21 protein-coding genes and 1 riboswitch are annotated in these 20,627 nt (G+C 63.3%); of the genes, 10 read left to right on the forward strand and 11 right to left on the reverse strand.

Annotated elements, in window-relative coordinates:
* The gene (fliD, locus tag C7440_RS06600) at nucleotides 1-1,389 is read right to left on the reverse strand and encodes a flagellar filament capping protein FliD (protein ID WP_218940723.1); all 1,389 of its coding nucleotides are present in this window, start codon (nucleotides 1,387-1,389) and stop codon (nucleotides 1-3) included.
* A 112-nt stretch (nucleotides 1,390-1,501) separates the two neighbouring features.
* Entirely contained in the window at nucleotides 1,502-1,894 is a 393-nt protein-coding gene (locus tag C7440_RS06605) for a flagellar protein FlaG (protein WP_243410835.1), read from the reverse strand.
* A 173-nt stretch (nucleotides 1,895-2,067) separates the two neighbouring features.
* On the opposite strand from C7440_RS06605, the gene C7440_RS06610 reads away from it, so the two are divergent.
* From C7440_RS06610 to C7440_RS06620, 3 genes are all read left to right on the forward strand, one after another.
* Nucleotides 2,068-2,856 (forward strand): RNA polymerase sigma factor FliA, encoded by a 789-nt coding sequence (locus C7440_RS06610; RefSeq protein ID WP_371743506.1) that lies wholly within the window; start codon nucleotides 2,068-2,070, stop codon nucleotides 2,854-2,856.
* 98 nt (nucleotides 2,857-2,954) lie between these two features.
* A complete protein-coding gene (ribA, locus tag C7440_RS06615; RefSeq protein WP_116517855.1) occupies nucleotides 2,955-3,560 on the forward strand; it encodes a GTP cyclohydrolase II in 606 nt (201 codons plus the stop codon).
* Complete coding sequence (locus C7440_RS06620) at nucleotides 3,557-3,769, forward strand: hypothetical protein (RefSeq protein WP_116517856.1); 213 nt, start codon at nucleotides 3,557-3,559, stop codon at nucleotides 3,767-3,769. Before ribA ends, C7440_RS06620 begins: the two co-directional genes overlap by 4 nt.
* Nucleotides 3,770-3,851: 82 nt before the next feature.
* On the opposite strand, the gene dbpA is transcribed toward C7440_RS06620, so the two are convergent.
* From dbpA to C7440_RS06635, 3 genes are all read right to left on the reverse strand, one after another.
* A complete protein-coding gene (gene dbpA / locus C7440_RS06625) occupies nucleotides 3,852-5,234 on the reverse strand; it encodes an ATP-dependent RNA helicase DbpA (protein WP_116517857.1) in 1,383 nt (460 codons plus the stop codon).
* Between the two features lie 61 nt (nucleotides 5,235-5,295).
* Nucleotides 5,296-5,925, reverse strand: a complete 630-nt coding sequence (locus tag C7440_RS06630; RefSeq protein WP_116517858.1) for an FMN-dependent NADH-azoreductase — start codon at nucleotides 5,923-5,925, stop codon at nucleotides 5,296-5,298.
* Between the two features lie 372 nt (nucleotides 5,926-6,297).
* Entirely contained in the window at nucleotides 6,298-7,182 is an 885-nt protein-coding gene (locus tag C7440_RS06635; protein ID WP_116517859.1) for a pirin family protein, read from the reverse strand.
* A 258-nt stretch (nucleotides 7,183-7,440) separates the two neighbouring features.
* Nucleotides 7,441-7,595, forward strand: a riboswitch (yybP-ykoY riboswitch).
* Between the two features lie 41 nt (nucleotides 7,596-7,636).
* Here C7440_RS06635 and C7440_RS06640 point away from each other — a divergent pair.
* Nucleotides 7,637-8,212: a TMEM165/GDT1 family protein gene (locus C7440_RS06640; RefSeq protein ID WP_116517860.1), complete on the forward strand. Its 576-nt coding sequence runs from the start codon at nucleotides 7,637-7,639 to the stop codon at nucleotides 8,210-8,212.
* Nucleotides 8,213-8,223: 11 nt separating this feature from the next.
* Here C7440_RS06640 and C7440_RS06645 read toward each other — a convergent pair whose 3' ends face one another.
* The gene (locus tag C7440_RS06645) at nucleotides 8,224-8,790 is read right to left on the reverse strand and encodes an NADPH-dependent FMN reductase (protein ID WP_116517861.1); all 567 of its coding nucleotides are present in this window, start codon (nucleotides 8,788-8,790) and stop codon (nucleotides 8,224-8,226) included.
* A gap of 22 nt (nucleotides 8,791-8,812) precedes the next feature.
* Between C7440_RS06645 and C7440_RS06650 the strand changes: the two genes are divergently transcribed.
* Together C7440_RS06650 and C7440_RS06655 are read left to right on the forward strand one after the other, a co-directional pair.
* Nucleotides 8,813-9,355: a hypothetical protein gene (locus tag C7440_RS06650; RefSeq protein WP_017525862.1), complete on the forward strand. Its 543-nt coding sequence runs from the start codon at nucleotides 8,813-8,815 to the stop codon at nucleotides 9,353-9,355.
* Complete coding sequence (locus C7440_RS06655; RefSeq protein WP_017525863.1) at nucleotides 9,352-9,849, forward strand: CinA family protein; 498 nt, start codon at nucleotides 9,352-9,354, stop codon at nucleotides 9,847-9,849. Before C7440_RS06650 ends, C7440_RS06655 begins: the two co-directional genes overlap by 4 nt.
* 78 nt (nucleotides 9,850-9,927) lie before the next feature.
* Here C7440_RS06655 and C7440_RS06660 read toward each other — a convergent pair whose 3' ends face one another.
* On the reverse strand, nucleotides 9,928-10,497 hold the full coding sequence (locus tag C7440_RS06660) for a hypothetical protein (RefSeq protein WP_017525864.1): 570 nt from the start codon (nucleotides 10,495-10,497) through the stop codon (nucleotides 9,928-9,930).
* Nucleotides 10,498-10,743: 246 nt separating this feature from the next.
* Here C7440_RS06660 and C7440_RS06665 point away from each other — a divergent pair, with 246 nt between their 5' ends.
* Entirely contained in the window at nucleotides 10,744-12,981 is a 2,238-nt protein-coding gene (locus tag C7440_RS06665; protein WP_116517862.1) for a TonB-dependent receptor, read from the forward strand.
* Nucleotides 12,982-13,411: 430 nt separating this feature from the next.
* On the opposite strand, the gene C7440_RS06670 is transcribed toward C7440_RS06665, so the two are convergent.
* Nucleotides 13,412-14,773: an MFS transporter gene (locus C7440_RS06670; protein WP_017525867.1), complete on the reverse strand. Its 1,362-nt coding sequence runs from the start codon at nucleotides 14,771-14,773 to the stop codon at nucleotides 13,412-13,414.
* 241 nt (nucleotides 14,774-15,014) lie between these two features.
* Entirely contained in the window at nucleotides 15,015-17,348 is a 2,334-nt protein-coding gene (locus C7440_RS06675; protein ID WP_116517863.1) for a sulfatase-like hydrolase/transferase, read from the reverse strand.
* A gap of 385 nt (nucleotides 17,349-17,733) precedes the next feature.
* Here C7440_RS06675 and C7440_RS06680 point away from each other — a divergent pair, with 385 nt between their 5' ends.
* The 3 genes from C7440_RS06680 to C7440_RS06690 are packed head-to-tail and all read left to right on the forward strand — an operon-like array spanning nucleotide 17,734 to nucleotide 19,287.
* A complete protein-coding gene (locus C7440_RS06680; protein ID WP_243410836.1) occupies nucleotides 17,734-18,402 on the forward strand; it encodes a TetR/AcrR family transcriptional regulator in 669 nt (222 codons plus the stop codon).
* Complete coding sequence (locus tag C7440_RS06685; RefSeq protein ID WP_116517864.1) at nucleotides 18,399-18,830, forward strand: VOC family protein; 432 nt, start codon at nucleotides 18,399-18,401, stop codon at nucleotides 18,828-18,830. Before C7440_RS06680 ends, C7440_RS06685 begins: the two co-directional genes overlap by 4 nt.
* Before the next feature lie 10 nt (nucleotides 18,831-18,840).
* Nucleotides 18,841-19,287 (forward strand): SRPBCC family protein, encoded by a 447-nt coding sequence (locus tag C7440_RS06690; RefSeq protein ID WP_116517865.1) that lies wholly within the window; start codon nucleotides 18,841-18,843, stop codon nucleotides 19,285-19,287.
* A gap of 12 nt (nucleotides 19,288-19,299) precedes the next feature.
* On the opposite strand, the gene C7440_RS06695 is transcribed toward C7440_RS06690, so the two are convergent.
* Together C7440_RS06695 and C7440_RS06700 are read right to left on the reverse strand one after the other, a co-directional pair.
* Nucleotides 19,300-20,067 (reverse strand): SDR family NAD(P)-dependent oxidoreductase, encoded by a 768-nt coding sequence (locus C7440_RS06695; RefSeq protein WP_116517866.1) that lies wholly within the window; start codon nucleotides 20,065-20,067, stop codon nucleotides 19,300-19,302.
* Nucleotides 20,060-20,596, reverse strand: coding sequence for a DinB family protein (locus C7440_RS06700; protein ID WP_116517867.1), 537 nt, complete (start codon nucleotides 20,594-20,596; stop codon nucleotides 20,060-20,062). Before C7440_RS06700 ends, C7440_RS06695 begins: the two co-directional genes overlap by 8 nt.
* Between the last annotated feature and the right edge of the window lie 31 nt (nucleotides 20,597-20,627).

Genomic DNA, 20,627 nt, shown 5'->3' on the forward strand with positions numbered 1-20,627 from the left:
TCATTTCTCGTTGAGGTTGCCCAGCATGGAAAGTTGCTGGGTCAGGTAACTGCTGACGGAGCTCATCTGAGCCATCATGGAATCCAGGGCGGTGAACTGGCGGCGGTAGTTTTCCATCTTGGCGTCGATGCGGGTGGACGTGTCGTCATACTGCTTCTGCAGGTCCTTGATGTTGCGGTCGGTGCCGTCCTTGGCGGTCTGGATATAGCCGGTGCTGCCCAGGAAGTTGCCCGTCATCTGCGTAAAGCGCTTGGCAAGCCCGTTTTCGCCCGCCAGCAGCTGGCGCACGTCGCCGAGATGGTCCTTGACGGCGGCGGCCAGCTTGTCGTTGTCTGTTTCAAGCAGTCCACTGGACGGATTGGTGGTAATGCCCATCTGCGAGAGCGTGCGCAAGGTCCCTTCCGAGAGGTAGCCATTGAGGGCATCGCGCGACTGCGCCTGGGCCCGCCGCGCCAGGGTGTCGCCGGTCAGTGCGCTGCCTTGCTGCGCGTCGACATCGTACGAGGTCAGCGACTTGATCGTGTTCTGCAGGTTGTTATAGGCGGTGACGAAATCCTTGATCGTCTGTGTGGTCGCGGAATCGTCACGCTGGACCTTGAGCGTGCCCGACTCGCCGCCGGCCTTGGCAAGATTGAGCGTCACGCCCTCGATGGCGCCTTCGACCTGGTTGGTCTGGCTGGTGACGGCGATGCCGTTGATGGTCAGCGAGGCATTGGAGGCCGCTTGCTCCTGCATGTTGCCGGCCACGCCGGCTTCAAAGCCGAGCAGGGCTTGCAGGGCATTTTCGGGGTCGCTGTTGCCTGTGACCTCTATGCTCGTGACGGCGGCGTCCGTCCCGGTGGACGTGCTGGTCAGCATGAGGCGGTGGGGATTTTCACTGCCGTCGTTGAGGACGGTCGCGCGCACCCCCAGGCTGGGATCGGCATTGTTGATGGCGGCAAGCAGGCCGTCGATCGAGGTGTCCACACCCTCGAGATCCAGGGTGTGCTCGGTGCCGTCCGCGAGCTTGATGGTCAGGACACCGCCCTGGCCGATGGCCTGGCTGCGGTCGGCAACGCCCCCAGCGACCAGGGTCTGGGCGCTGGCCAGGGTCTGCACCTGGATGTCGTATTGGCCGGCGATGGCCTTGTTCGTGGCCGATGCGGTAAATGCGTCGGACGAGGCCGAGGTTTTCAGCGCGCCGTAGGTTTCATCCTTGCCAAGCTTCTCGGCAGCGGTCTTGAGAGCTTCGATGGAGCTCTGGATCTTGCCGTATGCCGACAGGCGATTCTGCGCACTGACCTGCTTGGTCTGGATGAGCGACAGGGCCTGGTTTTCGCTGTTGCGCAGGTCCGTCAGCAACTCGTCCAGGGGAAGACCGGAGCCCACTCCGATAGAAGATACAGCCATGATTGAACTTCTCCTGATGAGGGTATTGTCGTGCAGCTTGCGGGGTTTCAAATCCTGCGACAAGCGCGATATGTATGCCTAGTTTGGGTGATTGCGCAGCAGCCGGGCCGGCTCAGGCACTGGTGCTGACCACCTGGCCCTGAAGCTGCACGATCATCTTCGCAATGCGGATGACGGCGTCGCTTGGCACGGTGCGCAATACTTCGCCGGTTTCGTTGTCGATGAGGGAGACCACCACTCTTTGGGCCTCCGGATCGATGTCGAAGCGCATGCCCGTGGACCAGGCCTTCAGGCTGCTGTTCACGTCCTCCAGCGCCCGGCCCAGGGACTGGCCCGCACTGCCTTCGCGATCGGCCTGGCGCTGATTCGGATCGCCCGCCGCAATGGTCTCCGCGGACGGCGTCACTTCGCGCGCGGGCTCGGGAAGAGCCGGACGCTCAATGTCCAGCGCCACCGGGTTCATGGGAAGTGATGCCGTAGAGTTCGAGGTAAGCGGATTGACCATCGGTAGATGCTCCCGAGCAGTATTGACAACGGGAATAACGACGCCGGGCCCCGATACTTTATGGCGCGGCTTCGTGTCCGCCCTGCGGCCGGCTTGGCTCAATAGCCGGAACAGGCCGCTAAAGTCCCATTTGATCCAGCCGTATGGCGGCGTGCGGCGGGCGAAAATACAGCATGTCGTCTTTGCCCGTCTTTCAACCTTGCATGTTCAACTCTGAAGACCTGCTGGTCAGGCAGTACACCCCGCTGGTGCGCCGAGTCGCCTTGCAGCTGGTCGCACGCCTGCCCGCCAATGTCGAGCTTGACGACCTGATGCAGGCGGGCATGATGGGTTTGCTGGATGCGGCGCGGCGCTACCGCGAAATGGCCGACGCCCAGTTCGAGACCTACGCGACGACCCGCATACGTGGCGCCATGCTGGATGAATTGCGCAGCCAGGACTGGTTGCCGCGCAGCGTGCGCAGCAAGTCCAGGCAGATCGAGTCCGCGATCCATGAACTGAACCATCGCCTGTTGCGGGCGCCTTCCGAGGCCGAGGTGGCCGACGAACTGGGCATGCCGCTCGAGGCCTATCAGGAGATGCTGGAAGAGGCGCGCGGCATCCAGGTCATACATTACGAAGACCTGACGCGCAGTCCGGAAGACAGGAGGGAGGGCGCCGATGCCGCCGCGGATCCGGAGCTTTCCGCCTGGGACAATCCACTGGAGCGCCTGGTGTCCCAGGGGCTGCGCTCGGCCCTGGTCGAGGCCATCCAGTCGTTGCCGGAGCGTGAGCAATTGCTGCTTTCGCTGCAGTTCGAGCACGACCTCAATCAGAAGGAGATCAGCCTGGCCCTGGGGGTGACCGAAGGCCGGGTTTCCCAGTTGCGTTCACAGGCGGTGGTCCGCATACGGGCTTTCCTGGCGGCCAATGCCTGGAATGTCGAGCCCAGCGAGGGCTATGCCGAGAGCAAGCTGATATAAATCATTGCAAGAGTGTTAATCTTCTACCTGCGGGTGCAGATCCGGCGCCAGGCCGCCGCCCGCGCATCCCCGCGCGGGGCCAGATACCGGAAGAAAAATTGGATTACGTCGCATCTTGCAACCTGCCCACCCCCTGGGCGGTATTTCAGCTACATGGTTTCGTCAAGCCTGATACGGGCAAGGAGCATGTCGTTCTTACCCTGGGAGACGTCGGAGACGGCCGGCCGGTACTGGCGCGCATCCACTCCGAATGCCTGACGGGCGACGGCCTGTTCAGCCAGCGTTGCGACTGCGGCGCCCAGCTCGAGACCGCCCTGAAGGCCATTGCCGCCGAAGGCCGGGGCGCCTTGCTGTATTTGCGCCAAGAGGGGCGCGGCATCGGCCTGCTCAACAAGATACGCGCCTACAACCTGCAGGACCAGGGCGCAGACACGGTCGAGGCCAACGAACGGCTGGGCTTTCCGGCCGACATGCGCCGCTACGACCTGTGCAAACCCATGCTCGATCACTTTGGCGTGGCCAGCCTGCGGCTCATGACCAACAACCCGCGCAAGGTCGACCAGATTCGCGCCACCGGCATCGAGATCGTCGAGCGCATTCCCCTGCAGGTCAATCGCAACCCGCACAATGAAGGGTATCTGCAGACCAAGGCCGCCAAGCTGGGGCATTGGCTCAAGACCACCCTGACCGAGCCCGATCAATGAGCGGCTGGTACATTCTGCCCAACGGCAACATCCGCCATGTGGACGGGCTGGAGATACAGCCCGAGCTCGACTGGTTTCCCACCAATGAAAGCCTGCTGGCCTATATGGAAGGGCAGAGGGCTGCGGGCTGCTCCGAAGCCCAGATCGCCCGGCGCGTCATGAGCCTGGCGGTCGAGTGCGAGGAATGGGTCAAAGAGAACCTGGGCTGATCCGCTTCGGTTTCTCGGTGCGCCAGGCCCGTCTTTGCGTCTTCTGGTTTCGAATTGGGCGGCCGGTGGCCGGCCGGCTTCCTTACATGAAGCGCATCTTGAAGCGGCGTCCCTTGATGGTGCCGTTGGCCAGCTTGTCGTAGGCTTCATCGGCGATCGACCGCTTCAGGGCGACAAAGGTCACGAAGTCGAATACGTCTATCTTGCCCAGGCTGTCGAAGGGCAGGCCGGCGTCCTTGGTCAGCGCGCCGACCAGGTCTCCGGCCCTGAGCTTGTTCTTCTTGCCGCCCTGTATGCACAGGGTGATCATGGGGGCTTCCTGCGGACGGCCGGGCGACCGGGGCAGGGACTCGAGACGCTGCCATGGCAAGGGCGTGCCGCGGTAGTCTTCGATGCGCTGCGCGCGATGCCGTTCATGCGGGGCAACCAGGCTGAAAGCCAGGCCTTTGGCTCCGCCGCGCCCCGTGCGTCCGATGCGGTGCACGTGTACCTGGGGCTGGGCCGCGAGTTCGGCGTTCAGCACGGCATCCACCGAATGCATGTCCAGCCCACGCGCTGCGACGTCCGTAGCCACGAGCACCGAGCAGCTCTGGTTTGCGAACTGCACCAGGATGTCTTCGCGGTCGCGCTGCTCCAGGTCGCCGTGAAGGGCCAGCACTGAAAAGCCCCTTTGCTCCAGGAATTCGGCCAGTTCGTGTACCTGGGCCTTGGTGTTGCAGAAGGCCAGGGTCGACACCGGCCCGAAATGGACGAGCAGCCTGGCCACGGCGGCCAGGCGCTGGTCTTCCTCGATCTCGTAGAAATGTTCTTCGATCCGGCTTTCCGGCACCAGGGCCTCGACGCGCACCTCGACGGGATCGTGCAGGAAGCGCGCGGCGATTCTTTGCACGTTGTCGGGATAGGTGGCTGAAAACAGCAGGGTTTGCCGCTTGCGGGGACAGGCTTTGGCGATTTCGGCCATGTCGTCATGGAAGCCCATGTCGAGCATGCGGTCAGCCTCGTCCAGGACTAGGGTGCGCAGGCCGGACAGATCGACGGTGTTGCGCCGCAGGTGGTCGCAGAAGCGGCCGGGAGTGGCGACGATGATGTGCGCGCCGTGGCGCAGGGAGTCGATCTGGCGCTCGAGTGAAGCGCCGCCCGCCAGGACCAGTACCTTGACGTTGCCGGCATGACGCGCCAGGCGCCGCAGCTCCTGTGCCACTTGGGCGGCCAGTTCGCGGGTGGGGCAGAGCACCAGCGCCTGTGTGCCGAACCAGGCGGGCTTGAGCGTGTGCATGATGCCCAGGCCGAAGGCGGCGGTTTTGCCGCTACCGGTCATGGCCTGGGCGATGACGTCGCGCCCCTGCAGGATGGCCGGCAGGCTTTGCGCCTGGATGGGCGTCATCTGCGTGTAGCCGAGCTGGTCGAGGTTGTCGAGCACGGGGCGCGAAAGCGCGGTGCTGCTGAACAAAAGAGAGGTGCTCACCGTGCGCCTGCCAATAGCTGAAGAAGGCTGATTTTAGCAGGCGGGTCTTGCGATCAGTCGCTCAGGCGGCCAGGGCGGTCAATTCGGTGATGGTTCCGAGCGCCTTGTTCATGGCGCCACGCTTGGCTTCTTCGCCCAGGTTGACGCCTTCGGCCCGCACGAACTGGACGCCGGTGATGCCGAAGAAACCGAAGATGGTTTGCAGGTAGCTTTCCTGGTGCTCGAGCGCGCGGCCCTGCTCGGAGGTCGAATAGGCGCCGCCGCGCGACGAAGCCACTATCACCCGCTTGCCGCCGGCCAGGCCCACGGCGCCGTTCTCGGTGTACTTGAAAGTGCGACCGGCCTGTGCAAGGCGGTCTATCCAGGCCTTGAGCTGGCTGGGAATCGTGAAGTTGTACATGGGGGCGCCCACCACGACGATGTCGGCATTTAGGAACTGCTGCAGCAGTGTTTCCGTCAGTTCGTTCTCGCGGCGCTGCATATCGGAAAGTTCGGGGGCGTCGGGAGCCAGGCGAAAGCCTAGGGAGTCGGCCGAAAGGTGCGAGGGCGTCTGGGCGGCCAGGTCCAGGTATTGAATCTCGATGCCGGGTTCGGCTTGGGCATAGTGGTCCACGATGCGCTGGGTCAGTTCGCGCGAGATGGAGGCTTCGCCGGTGATGGCGGAGTCGATGTGCAGAAGCTTGGTAGTCATGGATGGTTCTCCGTTGATGTTCGTTTGGCCGAAGGCCTTTGCGCCCGCAACTGCGGTGGCTGCCCGCTTGTGAGGGCGAAGCGTGGCGCAAAGGCCTGGGCATGTAGGAACATGGTAGCCAGCGGAGGCCAGCTTGATTAGCCGGTCTTCCCGGAATTTATTGTTCCGGTTTTGGAATGAATGCAGTGATTTTGGTTTTTCAGGCCCATTTTTGGGCTTTTTTTTGAGGCGGGAGGGAAACGGAAAAGCGAAACAGAAAGACCCGTGCCGGATGCGCCGGCACGGGTCTGGAATCCACTCAGTGTCGAGAGGTTGTCTGCAAGGGAAAAGCCCGCAAGAACTTCCTGGAGTTCTTGTGGGCCCCAAGGCCTTTCAAGCGTCCTGGGCGTTCCCGAACATGCCCGCCTGGAAATCCTCGAATGCCTGGATCAATTCCTGGCGGGTGTTCATCACGAAGGGGCCGTGCTGCGCAATCGGCTCGCCCAGCGGTATTCCGGCTATCAACAGGACACGCGCCGGACCATCGCTTTCAAGCACTACGCCGTCGGAGCCCGGCTCGTTGCGCAGGATCGCCATTCTTTGCTCGCCGACTGCCGCATCGCCCACCCGCACATTGCCGCGATAGACATAGACGAAAGCGTTGGCCGCCGCCGGCAGCGACTGGCGAAAATCGCCCGGCCCCTCGAAGTGAAGGTCGAGGTAAAGAGGCTCTGTCACCGCCCGCTGCATTGCGCCTTCGACCCCATGGCTCGAGCCCGCGATGACCCGGACAAGCACGTTGTCTATCCGCACCTCGGGAATCTCGGCGCTTTGGATGTCGCGATACCAGGGGTCGGTCATCTTGTCCCTGGAAGCCAGGTTGAGCCAAAGCTGGAAGCCCTCCATCCGGCCGGCCTCTTGTTCGGGCAGTTCGGAGTGGATCACGCCGCGTCCCGCCGTCATCCATTGAACGCCGCCGTTCTGCAGCAGGCCCTCGTGGCCGTAGCTGTCGCGGTGGCGCATCTGGCCGGCAATCATGTAGGTAACTGTCTCGAAGCCCCGGTGCGGATGGTTCGGAAAGCCGCGGATGTAGTCGTCGGCCTCGTCGCTGCCGAAGGCGTCGAGCATCAGGAAGGGGTCGAGCCGGCGTTGAAGGTCTTGCGTCAGGACCCGGGTCAGCTTCACGCCCGCGCCGTCGGAGGTGGGCATGCCGTCGACCAGCCGCTCGATGCTGCGCGGGTGGTCGACGCGTTCGGTCTGGATAGTGGCTGTGTTCATGGCGTATGCTCCGTTGGAATAGGCCGGCGGGCCCTGCGATGCTGCAAATGGGCATTCAGGGCATCGGCGCGGCACGGTTTCACTCTTGATTTCATTATATGGAGCGAATGCGCGGGAAATAAGGGCTTTTCGGGAACGCATTGTTGCACCAGTGGGCTGTTCCTACATCCCGCGCCACTACCGAAGGTACCGCCTCGCGCGGCCTGGCCGCGCGAGGCGGCCCTTCTTCCGTCGAAGCCGCGGGCGATCGTGTACAATCGCCCCGTCATCAGGGAGTAGCCGCACCCCGCAAAGGGGTGGTCTGCGTCAACACACTTGGCCTTACAGGGTCATGGCGCAAACAGCTCGGGCCTTTCGTCCGCATCAGCCTGGCAAGACTTTTGACCACCTGTCTCCGTCAACCGGCCGGGGCTGGTGGTCGATCGTCCAACGCCGGCCACGGATATCCAACTACATGCAAGCTTTCCTCGTATCCACCGGTGTGGTCGCTTTGGCCGAAATCGGCGACAAGACGCAACTGCTGGCTTTTATTCTTGCCGCGCGTTTCCGGCGTCCCTGGCCCATTATCGCGGGCATTTTCTGTGCGACCCTGGTGAACCACGGCCTGGCCGGCATGCTGGGGGCGTGGATCACGTCGGTGGTCCAGCCTGCGACCCTGCGCTGGCTGCTGGGGCTTTCCTTTATTGCCATGGCCGCGTGGGTGCTGGTGCCCGACAAGATCGACGAGGACGAGGCGCCGTCGGCCGGCAGGCTGGGCATTTTCGGTGCTACGGTAGTTGCGTTCTTTCTGGCCGAGATGGGGGACAAGACCCAGGTGGCGACGGTCGCGCTGGCGGCCAACTATGCGTCGGTGACCGCGGTGGTGCTGGGCACGACGCTGGGCATGCTGATCGCCAACGTGCCCGCCGTGCTGATTGCCCGCAAGGTGGTCGAACGCGTGCCGATGAAGCTGGTCCATGCATTGGCCGCGCTGATCTTCGCCATTTTGGGTGTACTGACCCTGGCCGGGGTGGGACAGGGCCTGTTCTAGCGGTGAAACGCTCAGGCGCGCAGCGTCTTGAGCGCCTCGGCCCAGCGATGCAGTTCGTCCAGCATGGTGTTGGCGGCGTTTTCGATGAGTTCGTTGGACTTGAACTTGCGGTTTTCGTCGAGCAGCGTGGCGACCATGGGGATGGCCACGCCTTCGACCATGGGCATCATCTTCAGGGTGGTGACCAGTTGCTTTTCCAGCTGGACGGCGCGCATGCCGCCCGATACCCCGCCATAGCTTACGAAGCCGCAAGGCTTGTAGTTCCACTCTTTATAGACATAGTTCAACGCGTTGACGAAAGAGGGCGGGGGGCCATAGTTGTATTCGGGCGTGACGAAAGCATAGGCGTCGGCCTGCGACACGCTGGCGCTCCAGGCCTTGGTGTGCTCTTTTTCGTACTTGCGCTGCACCGGATGGTTCGCTTCATCGTAAAGCGGCAGGTTGAAGTCGGCCAGATCGACCAGCGAGGCGTCGAACTTGCCGTGGCGGGCGGCGAAATCCTTGAACCACGTGCCTACCGAGGGGCCTACGCGGCCGGGGCGGGTGCTGCAGATAATGACTTGAAGCTTGAGCGACATGTTTCGGTCTCCGGAGTGTTGAATGACTCAACCCGCATTCTACACATCTGGCCGGGCGCGCTACTTGCTGGAACAGCATTGCGACAACTTCGAGGAAAAAGTCATGAATAAAACGCTCATCGCCACCACCGGCATCCTTCTGTGCGCCGGACTGGCCGCCTGCACGACCCCGAGGGACGCGACCCAGCTTTCGCAAAAGACGGTGCATTATGTCTGCGGCCCGCAGGGCGCCCAGCAGCCCCTGACGGTCCAGTACACCTTCCAGGGTACCGAGGCATTGGCCGCCAAGGTCATCTACAACGCACAGGCGGTGGACCTGACGCGCGCCACGGCAAGCAATGCCGACATGGTGGGCAACACCTTCCGGGGCAACGGCTACACCTGGACGACGGACAAGTTCAACTTTGACACCGTGGGCGAGACCCAGGGCAATATGCTTACCCAGGACGTCGTCCAGACCGTCAACGGCCAGCAGACCACGGTCAGCAACATCATTGCCAACAACTGCATGGTGTCGGGCCCCATCAGGACCCATCCCAACAATACGGCCAACCCTCCTCAATGAACGAGCTCGAAGCCGTGGCGCACTTCATGCAGCGCCACGGCCTGCTCCTTGTCACGGGCGAGTCGTGCACGGCCGGCCTGATCGCGGCCCGGCTGGCGGATGTCCCCGGCGCCGGGCAGTTGCTGGACTGCGCTTTCGTGGTGTATTCGCCCGACGCCAAGAAGCAATGTCTGCATGTCGGTGAACAGACCCTGAGGGAACACAATCTGACCAGCGAGCCCGTTGCTCGTGAAATGGCGCGGGGCGCCCTGGCCAACAGCTTGCGCGCCAATGTGGCCATTGCCAACACAGGGCTGGCCGATGACAGCGATGACGAGATTCCCGCCGGGACGCAATGTTTCGCCTGGGCATTCCGGGACGCCGCCGGCGGCGCTCCAAAGCTGTACTCCGAAACACGGCGTTTTCGGGGAGACCGCAGCGAGATCCGCGAGGCCAGCGCCTTGTATGCCCTGCAGGGCATACAGCGGTATTTCGAGAAAATGCACGTCCTTTGAATCCTTGGCCAGCTCGCATGCGGCTTCAGGCGGAAAGGCCTGAGCCGGGGACGACGAACGGTCCCCTTCGGGCGGCGGCTATTGTTGGGGATGGGGACTGCGCAGCGGGTCGAAATCCTCCCAGCGGCCTTGATTCCAGCGTCCGTGGGCGCGCTCGACCTCCATGCCTCCGGCATTGCGCAGCAGGGCGGCGATTTCGCCCTGGCGTTCAGGGGGAGTGTGCACGGCAAGCAGCACGCCGGCCCGGCGGCCTTCGGTCGCCTTGGCGCGGGCCGCTTCAAAGCGGCCTTGCCGGCGTGGCCGGCCAAGAGAGTACATGGCGCCCGCCAATGAGCCCACATAGGCGCCGACGGCCACGCCTCCTACAACGGGCAGGGGAGAGGTGGTGAACAGCCAGGCCACGATGCCGCCCAGGAATGCTCCCGCCAGGCCCACGAGGGCGGCCCCCGCCACGGCCGTTGCCGGAGCCCCCTTGGAATTGGGGTCGGCGGCGCGGTCCCCCCCCAGCGGATAGCGATCGTGCCAGCCGGCGGGGTTGACGAAGAAGGTATGCAGTTCATCCGCCGTCACGCCTTCGCTCATCAATGCGGTGGCGGCTTTTTCGGCGTCCTCGAATGTATCAAAACGGGCGGCTACGATCAGTGCCATGTTGCATCCTCCTTCTTCTCGGTTTCGACGCCAGAGGATGTGCTCCCCGCGCGGCGTCCCTGCTGGCCGGACAGCAATAACCATGCCGTCGAAGTCCCGGGGCAGGCGCGGCGCTGTGCCGAAATAGCCGCACTTATCCCTTTCGGTGGCATGGATTATTTCCAGTTTCTTGTTAAATCGTTGTAATATTCTAAATGAGAATTAGTCTCATTCAGGTAGTTGTAAGAATAACGAGGAGAAGTAAACATGCGACCCACTCAGACCCTGCTCGGGTCTTCCCTTGCCCTTGCGCTGGCCACCCCGAATCTTGTCTTTGCCCAGGCGCAAGCCCCTGCGTCGCCTGCCGGCGACGGCGGGCAACGGCCGGCCCTGCTTGCCCCGGTTACGGTGCTGGGCGTGGACGACAGGTCTTACGTGGCGCCCGAGGCGTCTCAAAGCAAATTCACCGCTCCCCTGGTCGACACGCCCAAGTCGGTGCAGGTCATCCCGCAAGCAGTCATCCGGGACAGCGCTGCCACTTCGCTGGAAGACGTGCTGCGCAATACCCCCGGCATTACTTTTGGCGCGGGCGAGGGCGGGCAGCCCTTGGCCGACCGGCCTTTCATCCGGGGCAGTTCGTCGGGCGGCAACATTTATGTTGACGGCATACGCGACCCGGGGGGCCAGACACGCGAAATCTTCAACCTGGAAAGAGTGGAAATCGTTCGAGGGGCGGATTCCGCCTTTGGCGGCCGCGGATCGGGAGGCGGCAGCATCAACCTCGTCAGCAAGCGGGCGAAGCTGGGCAACTTTGCACACGGCTCGCTGGGGTTCGGCAACGACAGCTATCTGCGCGCCACCGTCGACGGCAACTGGCAATTCAACGACAACTCGGCCTTCCGCCTGAATGCGCTGGGCGCCAAGGGCAACATCCCGGGCCGCAACCACGTCGATTACCAAAGGCTGGGTATTGCGCCCTCTCTGGCACTGGGCCTGGGCACGCCGACGCGCGTGACCTTCAGCTTCTACCACCTGAACACCGACGACATGCCCGATTATGGCGTGCCGACCGCTCGCAAGGCGCCCGAACTGAGCAATGGCACGGGCATACTGGACGTTGGCCGGGACACCTTCTATGGGCTGCACGACCGCGATTTTCGCAAAACCAGTGCCGACATCGGCACCATCGAGATCGAACACGACCTGACCGACCGCCTTACCCTGCGCAACGCCACCCGTTACGGCGAAACTATCAACGACTATGTGGTTACCAATCCCGGGGACGGAACCGTCGAGATGAATCCGGCAGATGGGCAGTACTGGCTGCAGCGCGGGCTTAAATCGCGCTGGCAGAAAAGCACCATACTGACCAACGTCACTGAGCTTAGCGGCGAGGCAAACACCGGCTCGCTGAAGCATCGCTTCAACTTCGGCATCGAACTGGCGCGCGAAACCATACGCAACGCCAGCTACAACGTATCCACGATCACCGGACGGTCCTGCCCGGCGGTGTTCGGGGCGGGCGAGCTGGATTGCACGCCTTATCTGTCGCCCAATCCGAACGACCCGTGGTCGGGCACGATCGAGCGCGCGCCGCTGAGCCTGGATGCCGACTCCACGACTCAGGCCGTCTACCTGTTCGACACCATCGATCTCTCGGACGCATTCCAGGTCAATGCCGGCTTGCGATACGACCGCTATCGGATCTCGGGCATGCAGAGCGGGCGCGGCGGCTCCGTCGAAGGAAGCAGCCGCTGGAACACCTTCAACTATCAATTGGGCCTGGTGTACAAGCCGGCACCCAACGGCAGCATTTATATTTCCTACGCCACGGCATCCACGCCTCCCACGGTCAGCGGCGGCGACCAGGAGGGAATCTCCCAGAACATGGACGACCTCAAGCCCGAGAAAAGCAGCACCATCGAACTGGGAACCAAGTGGAATGTGCTGAACGAGCGCCTGGGCCTGACGGCAGCTTTGTTCCAGACCGAACGCAGGGACGCCCAGATCGAGATCGAGCCCGATGTGTTCGAGCAGGCGGGCAAGACGCGGGTGCGTGGCCTGGAACTGGGCATAGCGGGCCAGCTTACGCCCAAGTGGAACGTGTTCGGCGGCTACACCTATATGGACAGCGAACTGGTGCGCGGCGCCTATGACGGCGTGAACGAGGGCGACCCTCTCGCCAATACGCCCAAGCACAGCCTAAGCCTGTGGACGACCTACCAGGTCATGCCCGAACTGACCGTGGGCGGGGGCGCCTACTACGTGGGCAAGCGGTACGGCGGCAACCAGGGCGGCGCGGGCGGCGGAGCCAACGAGGTCTACATGCCCGCCTACTGGCGTTTCGACGCCATGGCGGCCTACCAGGTCAACAAGAACCTGGCCCTGCAGCTCAATGCGCTGAACATCGCAGACAAGAAGTATTTCTCACGCACGAACGGCGTTCATCACGCCGATTTCGGGCCGGGCCGCCAGATCATACTCAGCGCCAACCTGCGTTATTGAAGAAATAGGCTAGACCCGGCCCATGGACTCGAGTTCCGTGAGCCGGGTCGCTGTACCGGCGGTTTGCGCCGGACGGAGCCTAGGCGCGGCCCGTGCGCGGGCCGAGAGAAGGGGCCGCATCCTTGCGGCCCTGATTGCCGGTTTTGGTCATATGTCCTCAGGGTCTTCGGGAAACCGAGGAAAGCTCCCTGCTACGGTCCGCCCAGTCGACCCAGGCGACGGCAAGCAGTAGTGCAACGCCCAAGCCATAAAGAATCAGCGGAATGCTTTCATGCGACATGACGGTCTCCCTGAGGGTGGTGAAGCGTGTTGGCAGTGGCCGCAACACCAGCAATTAGCGTGCCCGCAGGGAGGAGCCGGGCGGAACGGACCCTGCATCCGCTCATTTTATGCGCCGCCGCGAAGCCGGCGTATCGGCCGAATGGCCGAGTTATTCGGTGATGTCGATTTCCTTGGTTTCCTTGCCCAGCAAAAGGGCTATCAGGGTCAGGGCGCTCATGGCCGAGAGGTACAGGCCGACCAGGGTCGGGCTGCCTTGGCCCAGCCCCCACAGCCATACGGCGACAAAAGGCGCCAGCGCGGCCCCCAGGATGGACGAAACGTTGTATGAAATACCCGAGCCCGTGTAGCGGATATGGGTCGGGAACAGCTCGGGCAGGAGCGCGCCCATGGGGCCGAATGTAAGGCCCATGAGGCTGAAGCCGATGATCAGCCAGGCCATGGCGCCGACGAAGCCGGCATTCAGCAGGGGCGTCCAGAACAAGCCGAACACGATAATGCCCAGGGTGACCGCGATCAGTGTCTTGCGTCGGCCAAAGCGGTCGGCCCAGGGCCCCGACACCAGGGTGAACACACCGAAGAACAGCACGCCGGCGATCAGCATCATGACGAAATTGTTGTAGCTGTATCCCAGGCCCGAAAGCTGGCCGCTTGCCGGCACCACGGGAGCGCGGCCGTAGCTTAGCGAGAAGGTGGTCATCAGGTAGAACAGCACGTAGGTGGCCAGCATGTAGAACGTGCCCAGGATCAGCTCGCGCCAGTGCGTGCTTGCCACTTCACGCAAGGGCAGCTTGACCACCTTGCCGGTGTTCACCGCCTTGGAGAAGGCGGTGCTTTCGACCAGGTGCAGGCGCACCCACAGGCCGACGATCACCATGACGGCGGAAAAAAGGAAGGGAATGCGCCAGCCCCAGTTCAGGAAGGCTTCCGAAGGACGCGAAGGGTCGTCCGAAGGCATCAGCGCCGCCACGATAAGGAACAGGCCGTTGGCGATGATGAACCCCAGCGGCGCCCCCAGCTGCGGGAAAGTGCCGTACAGCGCGCGTTTGCCTTTGGGGGCGTTTTCGGTCGCCACCAGCGCGGCGCCCGACCATTCGCCGCCGATGGCGAAGCCCTGGCCCAGGCGCAGCAGCACCAGCAGCATGGGCGCAAACCAGCCGATGGTATGGTACGTGGGCAGCAGGCCGATCAGGAAGGTCGCAATGCCCATGGTAAGCAGGGCGGCCACCAGCGTCGTCTTGCGGCCGACCTTGTCGCCCAGGTGCCCGAAGAACACGGCGCCCAGCGGCCGCGCAACCATGGCCGCGCCAAAGATGGCAAACGAGGCGAGCAGGGCGGTGGTCTCGTTTCCCGGCGGGAAAAACAAATGGGGAAAGACCAGCACCGCGGCCGTCGCATAGACGTAGAAATCGTAGAACTCGATGGTGGTGCCGATGAGGCTGGCGAGGATGACGCGGGATCGTGAATTGGCGGGTTGCGCCGGCGCCGAGACGGTCGAAGCGGTGGTGGGCATGGAAAAAGGCTAGAGAAGTGCGAGCTCGCAAGGGATGGGAGCACGGCCCGTAATGCCGCGCTGCCGGAGGGCGACATTGTACTTCAGCGGCACGCAAACCCGCTTGTGAAAATGTAATGCCGGAAGCTCTACCCTATCGCCGGCGGCGCCATGCGGGCGCCGCCGCGACATGAGCATCGCAGGGGAAGCGGGTGGCCGGCACCGGGGCGAGCGTTCGCAGGCCCCGGCTCGGCCACGCTGATCAAGCCGGACTCGAAGGGCAGTCCATGCCCATGCCGGCCTCGATGATGGCGCGGTCGGCGTCGTCGGTCTTGCCGTCGTGGTTGAAGTCGTACCAGCTGGATTGGGCCACGCCCTTGTACAGGTTCAATTGGCTGAGCTCGGTCCAGTTATCGAGGTCTCTCTGGTCGACCACGCCGTCGCGGTTACCGTCGCCCGGGCAGTTGAGCTTGTCGTACTGGTAGTTGTAGCTGGCCACCTGGTCGCGTTCGTCCATTTCGGCCTTGAGCAGGGCATAGGCCTGCTGCGCCTCGGTGGGAAGGGGGGCGGTGATGGTGGGAGAGCCTATCGCGATGGCGCTGCCCTCGCGGTCGAGCGTGGGGTTGGGCACGGCCATGTCCACCTTGTAGAGCTCGTCGGTGTTCTGGTTTTCCACGTAGGTCGAATTGACCGGGTCGGCGGTGTCGATGGAGTAGATCTTGCGGTTCAGGCGCACCAGCTTGTACTGGCCGTCGCTGACCGCCTTTTGCGAATCGGGCAGGACGTCGACCTTGTCGCCGGCGTCCAGCCCCTGGCGGTAGGACATGACCTGGCCGCACTGGCTGAAGCCTTCGGCAGGCACGTCCGCCAGCCCGGAGTTGACGCCGTACCAGATGCCGCTCTGGTCGTCGCACAAGGCCTTGTTGGGGAAGATGGTGAAGCACACATTGGCGGCTTCGATCACGCAGGGCTGCGGGGTGATGGAGGTGGCCGGGTTGGTGAAGTTGGTGCCCATCTCGGCGAAATTCAGCGTGCGGATGGGGCCCTGGCCGGGGTCGGTCAGGTAGGCCAGCATGGGCTGTGCGTCCACGGGCCGGTTGGCGGGCACAATGGCGTCTACGTCGGCACCGGCGATTTCCGCGAACAGGCGGTACAGGTCGGGCGAACTGACCTGGTGCGTGATTTCGCGGCCCGGGTCCTTGACCATGGGGCCGGCCACCAGCAGGGGCACCGACACGCCGGTCTGGTAGGCGAAGCCCTTGGCGCGTGTGGGGTCGAAGCGGCCCGGCTCGGTGAACTTCACGCTGTTGACGTAGGTGCCGTTGTCGCCCATGACCACCACGATGGTGTTGGTCTTTTCGGGCTGGTAGTTCAGCGTGCCGTCATCGTTCCAGGTGGCCAGGTCCAGTTCGACCAGCAGCCGGCCGATTTCCTTGTCCATGGCCTCGAGCATCAGGTTGGTGATGAGGTGGTCGTCGATCAAGGCCGTGATCTGGCCGGGAACGCCCTCGATGTCGCTGGCCGGCGAGCACACCAGGTTGTCGTTGCGGCCCCGGGTGGTATCCGAGATGAGCGACAGGGGCGGCAACTGCAACGGGGCATGGATGGCCGAGTACCCCACCGACATCATCCAGGGGGTGTCGCCGCTTTGCTGCTTGGCCCAGGCCACGGCGCGGTCGGTTTCCATGGTGCTGCGGTAGCCACGCGCCGAAGGATCGGCCGCCGTGACCTTGTTCGTGCGGCCGTCGGGCCAGCTTTGGACGAACTCGCCGGTGTAATAGCCATTCTGCGTGTCGAAATCGATGTAGCTGGGGCGGGTGGCCTGGCACGATTGGCCGGGGTCGAAAATGCCGCCGCGCTCCATGCAGCTGCGGCCCGGCGTGGCAATGTCTTCGCCGCGCGAAATGGATTCGCAGCCGCCCGTTGCCACGTAGCAGGCGCCGACGTCGGCGCCATTGGCAGGGTCCATCGTGGTGTTCGAGACAAAGCCGCATTTGTACGTGCCTTCGGCCACGTTGCTGAGCCCGGCGCGCGTGTCGATCGGAAAGGGGGCGCCGTCGAGATAGCCGTCGAAGTAGTCCCAGCCCAGTTTCCACATGGTCTGGTGGCCGTAGGGCAGGTTGGCGGCAGTGTCCAGGTCGGTGCCGGTCAGGTGCATTTTGCCGATCAGCGCGCTGGTGTAGCCTTGTGTGTCCAAGAGCTTGGGCAGCGTCATTTCGTAAGGCGAGATCTCGGAATTGGCCAGGTCGGTGGACACTACCGCGTTCAGGACGTTGGTGCTGGACGGATACCGGCCCGTAAAGAAGGTGGCGCGTGTGGGGGTGCAGGTGGGCATGGCCCAGGCCTGGCGGAATTGCAGGCCGGCCTGGGCGATGGCCGCCAGGTTGGGCGTCTTGGGCGGCACGGCGCCGCCGTAGCCATAGAAGGCCAGCTGGTCGAGGCCGAGGTCGTCGAGCACGATGAACAGAATGTTGGACTTTTGCGCCGTGGGCGGCTGGGGCTTTGGATCGCTTCCGCCGGAGCACCCCGCCAGCGCCAGGGCCGACGTGGTTGCCAGGAGCAGGGTGGACAGCTTGCGGCGTTGAGTTTTTTTCATGTTCGATCTCCCCCGAATCAGCTTGCGCGCAGCCAAATCATATGTGTCTAAATGTAGTGCCAGCATAAGGTAGGTAGGCCTCATGGCGCAATATTTTTTCAGGATGAGTGCTAAAGAAACCAGTCGTTACGCTGGGGTTTCGGCACCGGAAAAACTCTCGCAGAATCTAGTCTCCACGCCGGCTTTCCATGGCTGAAGCACTGGCACATCCGGCGGAAAGCCGCATGCGGCGGTTGCCGCACGGCCAGGGCGGCAATGAGGCGAGCGGCGTTGCCCTTGATAGCCTGTTGTGCATACCGACTAGTTGGTTTAAAATAAAACCAACTAGTCGGTATGGTTTGATGGAGAGGGCGCTTCACGCCTGCGTCCTCCCAAGGCAAGGCTCATGAAACAGAAAAATACACACCCTCCGGCCATGCAGTCCGCGGCAGGCACGCTGTCCCGCGGGGCCCTCTCGCGCAGCCGCATCCTCGACGCCGCCCTGAACGTCTTCCGCGCCCAGGGCTATGCCGCCACCACCGTCGACGACCTGTGCCGCGGCGCAGGGGTTACCAAAGGCAGTTTCTTCCATCACTTCGAAAGCAAGGAGGCGGCCGCACTGGCTGCCATCGAGCATTGGAACGAGGTAACCGCGGCCCTGTTTGCCGATGCGCCGTACTGGCGCGTCAAGGATGCGCGCGAGCGCTTGCTGTCCTATCTCGATTTCCGCGCGCAGCTGGCCAAGGGCGAACTGCCCGAATTCACCTGCCTGCTGGGCACCCTGGCGCAGGAAACCTTCGCCAGCCACCCGGCGCTCCGGGCCGCATGCGCGGCGGGAATAGAAGCCCACGCGCAAACGCTGGTGCCGACCATCCGGGCCGCGCTCGAACGCCATGCCACCGGCGCCGGCTGCAGCGCCGAAAGCCTGGCCCGCCACACCCAGGCCGTGCTGCAAGGCGCGTTTGTTCTTGCCAAGGCGGGCAACGATCCGGGTGCGGTGCTCGACGCCATCGCCCACCTTCGTCACTACCTGGAGCTCTTGCTCCCGCCATCCACCCCACGGAGACATCCATGAAGATAGAACCTTATTTATTCTTTGACGGCCAGGCCGAAGAGGCCATGGCTTTCTATGAAAAGGCGCTGGGCGCCCAACGCGAGGCGGCCATGCGCTATGCCGACTGCCCGGAACCCATACCCGCGGAATACATGCCGCCGGGCGGGCCGCAAAAAATCCTGCATGGCAGCCTGCTCATCCAGGGACAGCGCCTGATGCTCAGCGATGGCGTGCCGCTGGAAAGCGGCGGTTTTCGCGGCTTCAGCCTGGCGCTGCAATACGATACAGAGGAGCAGGCGCGCGCGGCATTCGAACACTTGTCCGCCGAAGGCCGCATCATCATGCCGCTGGGCCCCACATTCTTCTCGCCGTGCTACGGCATGCTTTTCGACCGCTTTGGCGTGCAATGGATGGTAATGCTTGCGGCCGAATCTCCTCCCCAAGCCTGAAGGAGCCACCATGCCTTATTCCTTGACACAAATCCGGGTGTTCGGCGCGCCGGCCGAACGCGTGTATCGCGCGTTGATCGATCCCGCCGCCTTGGCCAAATGGAATCCACCCGATGGTTTCACCGCCGTCGTGCACGAGCTCGATGCGCGGGTTGGCGGAAGTTTCCGCATCTCGTTCATCAACTTCACCAACGGCCAGACGCACAGTTTCGGCGGCGAATACCGTGAGCTCGTGCCCAACGAAAAAATCGTAGCCACCGACCGCTTCGACGATCCCAATCTGCCCGGCGAAATCGTTACCACCTACCTGCTGCGCGAGGTGTCCACGGGCACCGAGCTTGCGGTAGAGCAGATGGGCCTGCCCGACGTCATTCCGGCCGACGCCTGCCGGATGGGCTGGCAGCAGTCGCTTGAACTGCTCGCCCGGCTGGTCGAGCCGGAGATTCCGGCAGAGTAGCCGGGGGGTTCCCTAGAGCCCCCCGGCACAGGCAAGCGTGGTGCCGGTAATATACGAAGCGCTTGGAGACGTCAGCCAGACAATGGCTTCCGCGATCTCGGCGGGCTCTGCCAAGCGCCCCAAGGGGATTTTCGGCGCTATGCGTGCCGGGCGGTCGGGTTCGCCGGCAGCGGCATGAATGCCCGTTAAGGTGCTGCCGGGCGCCAGGCCGCAGACTCGAATGCCTTCGGCGGCGACTTCCTTCGCCAGGCCAAGGGTAAAGGCCTCGAGCGCCGCCTTGCTGGCCGCGTAATGCACGTATTCGCCCGGGCTGCCTGTCCGCGCGGCGATTGAGGAAATATTGACGATCACGCCGCGCGTTCCGTGGCGGCCGAAATTGGCGAGCGCCTCGCGCGCGCACTGCATGGCCCCCAGCACATTGACCCGGAACACTTGCTCGATGGTGGCGTCGGCCGTGTCCATGAACGGGCCGATGGGCCCTGTGATTCCCGCGTTATTGACCAGGGCGTACAGTGCTCCGACCTCATTTTCGATTTCATTGAACATGCGCTGCACATCACCGGCCTGGCCAACGTCCGCCTGGATGATATGCGCCTTGCGCCCCATGGCGCGTATCGATTCGGCAACGCCTCGCACCGCTTGCCCGTCGCGTGAGTAGTTCAGTACAAGATCGTGCCCCGAGCGGGCCGCTGCCAGCGCCGTTGCCGCGCCGATGCCACGGCCGGCCCCGGTGATGAGCATGGCGCCCGGTCTGGCGCCGCGTCGCTGATCGTCAATCATGGCCAGGGCCCATGCCGGAACGCATCATGTCGTTTGCCGCGGGGAAGGCGATCAGGTCCGTGACTCCGAAGTCATGGCCCAGCCGCGACATGATGGCCGTGATCTGGCCGCGATGGTGGGTCTGATGGTTGAACATGTGAAGCAGGATGAGCCCGCGCGGAAGCGTCGCTTCCTGGCGTTGGGAAATGGAAAGATAGGTGATGGACTCTTGCAAAAGCTGCGGGTTCAGCTTCGATACGGTGTCTTGAAGTTCGGAATCCGCTATGGCCCGCTCGCGTGCCAGCGCCTGGAAATCGGCATATAGCTCCTGGTCGAGGGAATCGACCTTGAACGGTTGTCCGGCCAGCCGCCCCAGCCAGACGCGGTCGGCCAGCAGGATATGGTTGAACGTTTTATGAATACTGCCGAAAAAGGCGCCCAGGTCCCGCTTGCGCTCGTCATCGCTCATTCCGGCGCATGCATCGTAAAGCTTTTCGTTCATCCAGCGGTTATAGCCGGCCATCGTCTGGAGCATGGCAAGTTCAGTCATAAAAGCCTCTCTTTGCGTTGCATGAAATTTG

Origin of the sequence: Pusillimonas noertemannii (assembly GCF_003096595.1) — a bacterium.
Lineage (GTDB): Bacteria > Pseudomonadota > Gammaproteobacteria > Burkholderiales > Burkholderiaceae_B > Pusillimonas > Pusillimonas noertemannii.

Coding starts and splice junctions, on each gene's coding strand:
- C7440_RS06670 (WP_017525867.1), bottom strand. CDS start 14,773: ATGCCCACCACCGCTTCGACCGTCTCGGCGCCGGCGCAACCCGCCAAT.
- C7440_RS06700 (WP_116517867.1), bottom strand. CDS start 20,596: ATGACTGAACTTGCCATGCTCCAGACGATGGCCGGCTATAACCGCTGG.
- C7440_RS06635 (WP_116517859.1), bottom strand. CDS start 7,182: ATGAACACAGCCACTATCCAGACCGAACGCGTCGACCACCCGCGCAGC.
- C7440_RS06610 (WP_371743506.1), top strand. CDS start 2,068: ATGTCGTCTTTGCCCGTCTTTCAACCTTGCATGTTCAACTCTGAAGAC.
- C7440_RS06660 (WP_017525864.1), bottom strand. CDS start 10,497: ATGGCACTGATCGTAGCCGCCCGTTTTGATACATTCGAGGACGCCGAA.
- C7440_RS06695 (WP_116517866.1), bottom strand. CDS start 20,067: ATGATTGACGATCAGCGACGCGGCGCCAGACCGGGCGCCATGCTCATC.
- C7440_RS06665 (WP_116517862.1), top strand. CDS start 10,744: ATGCGACCCACTCAGACCCTGCTCGGGTCTTCCCTTGCCCTTGCGCTG.
- C7440_RS06605 (WP_243410835.1), bottom strand. CDS start 1,894: ATGGTCAATCCGCTTACCTCGAACTCTACGGCATCACTTCCCATGAAC.
- C7440_RS06645 (WP_116517861.1), bottom strand. CDS start 8,790: ATGTCGCTCAAGCTTCAAGTCATTATCTGCAGCACCCGCCCCGGCCGC.
- C7440_RS06640 (WP_116517860.1), top strand. CDS start 7,637: ATGCAAGCTTTCCTCGTATCCACCGGTGTGGTCGCTTTGGCCGAAATC.
- C7440_RS06630 (WP_116517858.1), bottom strand. CDS start 5,925: ATGACTACCAAGCTTCTGCACATCGACTCCGCCATCACCGGCGAAGCC.
- C7440_RS06655 (WP_017525863.1), top strand. CDS start 9,352: ATGAACGAGCTCGAAGCCGTGGCGCACTTCATGCAGCGCCACGGCCTG.
- C7440_RS06680 (WP_243410836.1), top strand. CDS start 17,734: ATGAAACAGAAAAATACACACCCTCCGGCCATGCAGTCCGCGGCAGGC.
- fliD (WP_218940723.1), bottom strand. CDS start 1,389: ATGGCTGTATCTTCTATCGGAGTGGGCTCCGGTCTTCCCCTGGACGAG.
- C7440_RS06620 (WP_116517856.1), top strand. CDS start 3,557: ATGAGCGGCTGGTACATTCTGCCCAACGGCAACATCCGCCATGTGGAC.
- C7440_RS06690 (WP_116517865.1), top strand. CDS start 18,841: ATGCCTTATTCCTTGACACAAATCCGGGTGTTCGGCGCGCCGGCCGAA.
- C7440_RS06650 (WP_017525862.1), top strand. CDS start 8,813: ATGACTCAACCCGCATTCTACACATCTGGCCGGGCGCGCTACTTGCTG.
- C7440_RS06675 (WP_116517863.1), bottom strand. CDS start 17,348: ATGAAAAAAACTCAACGCCGCAAGCTGTCCACCCTGCTCCTGGCAACC.
- C7440_RS06685 (WP_116517864.1), top strand. CDS start 18,399: ATGAAGATAGAACCTTATTTATTCTTTGACGGCCAGGCCGAAGAGGCC.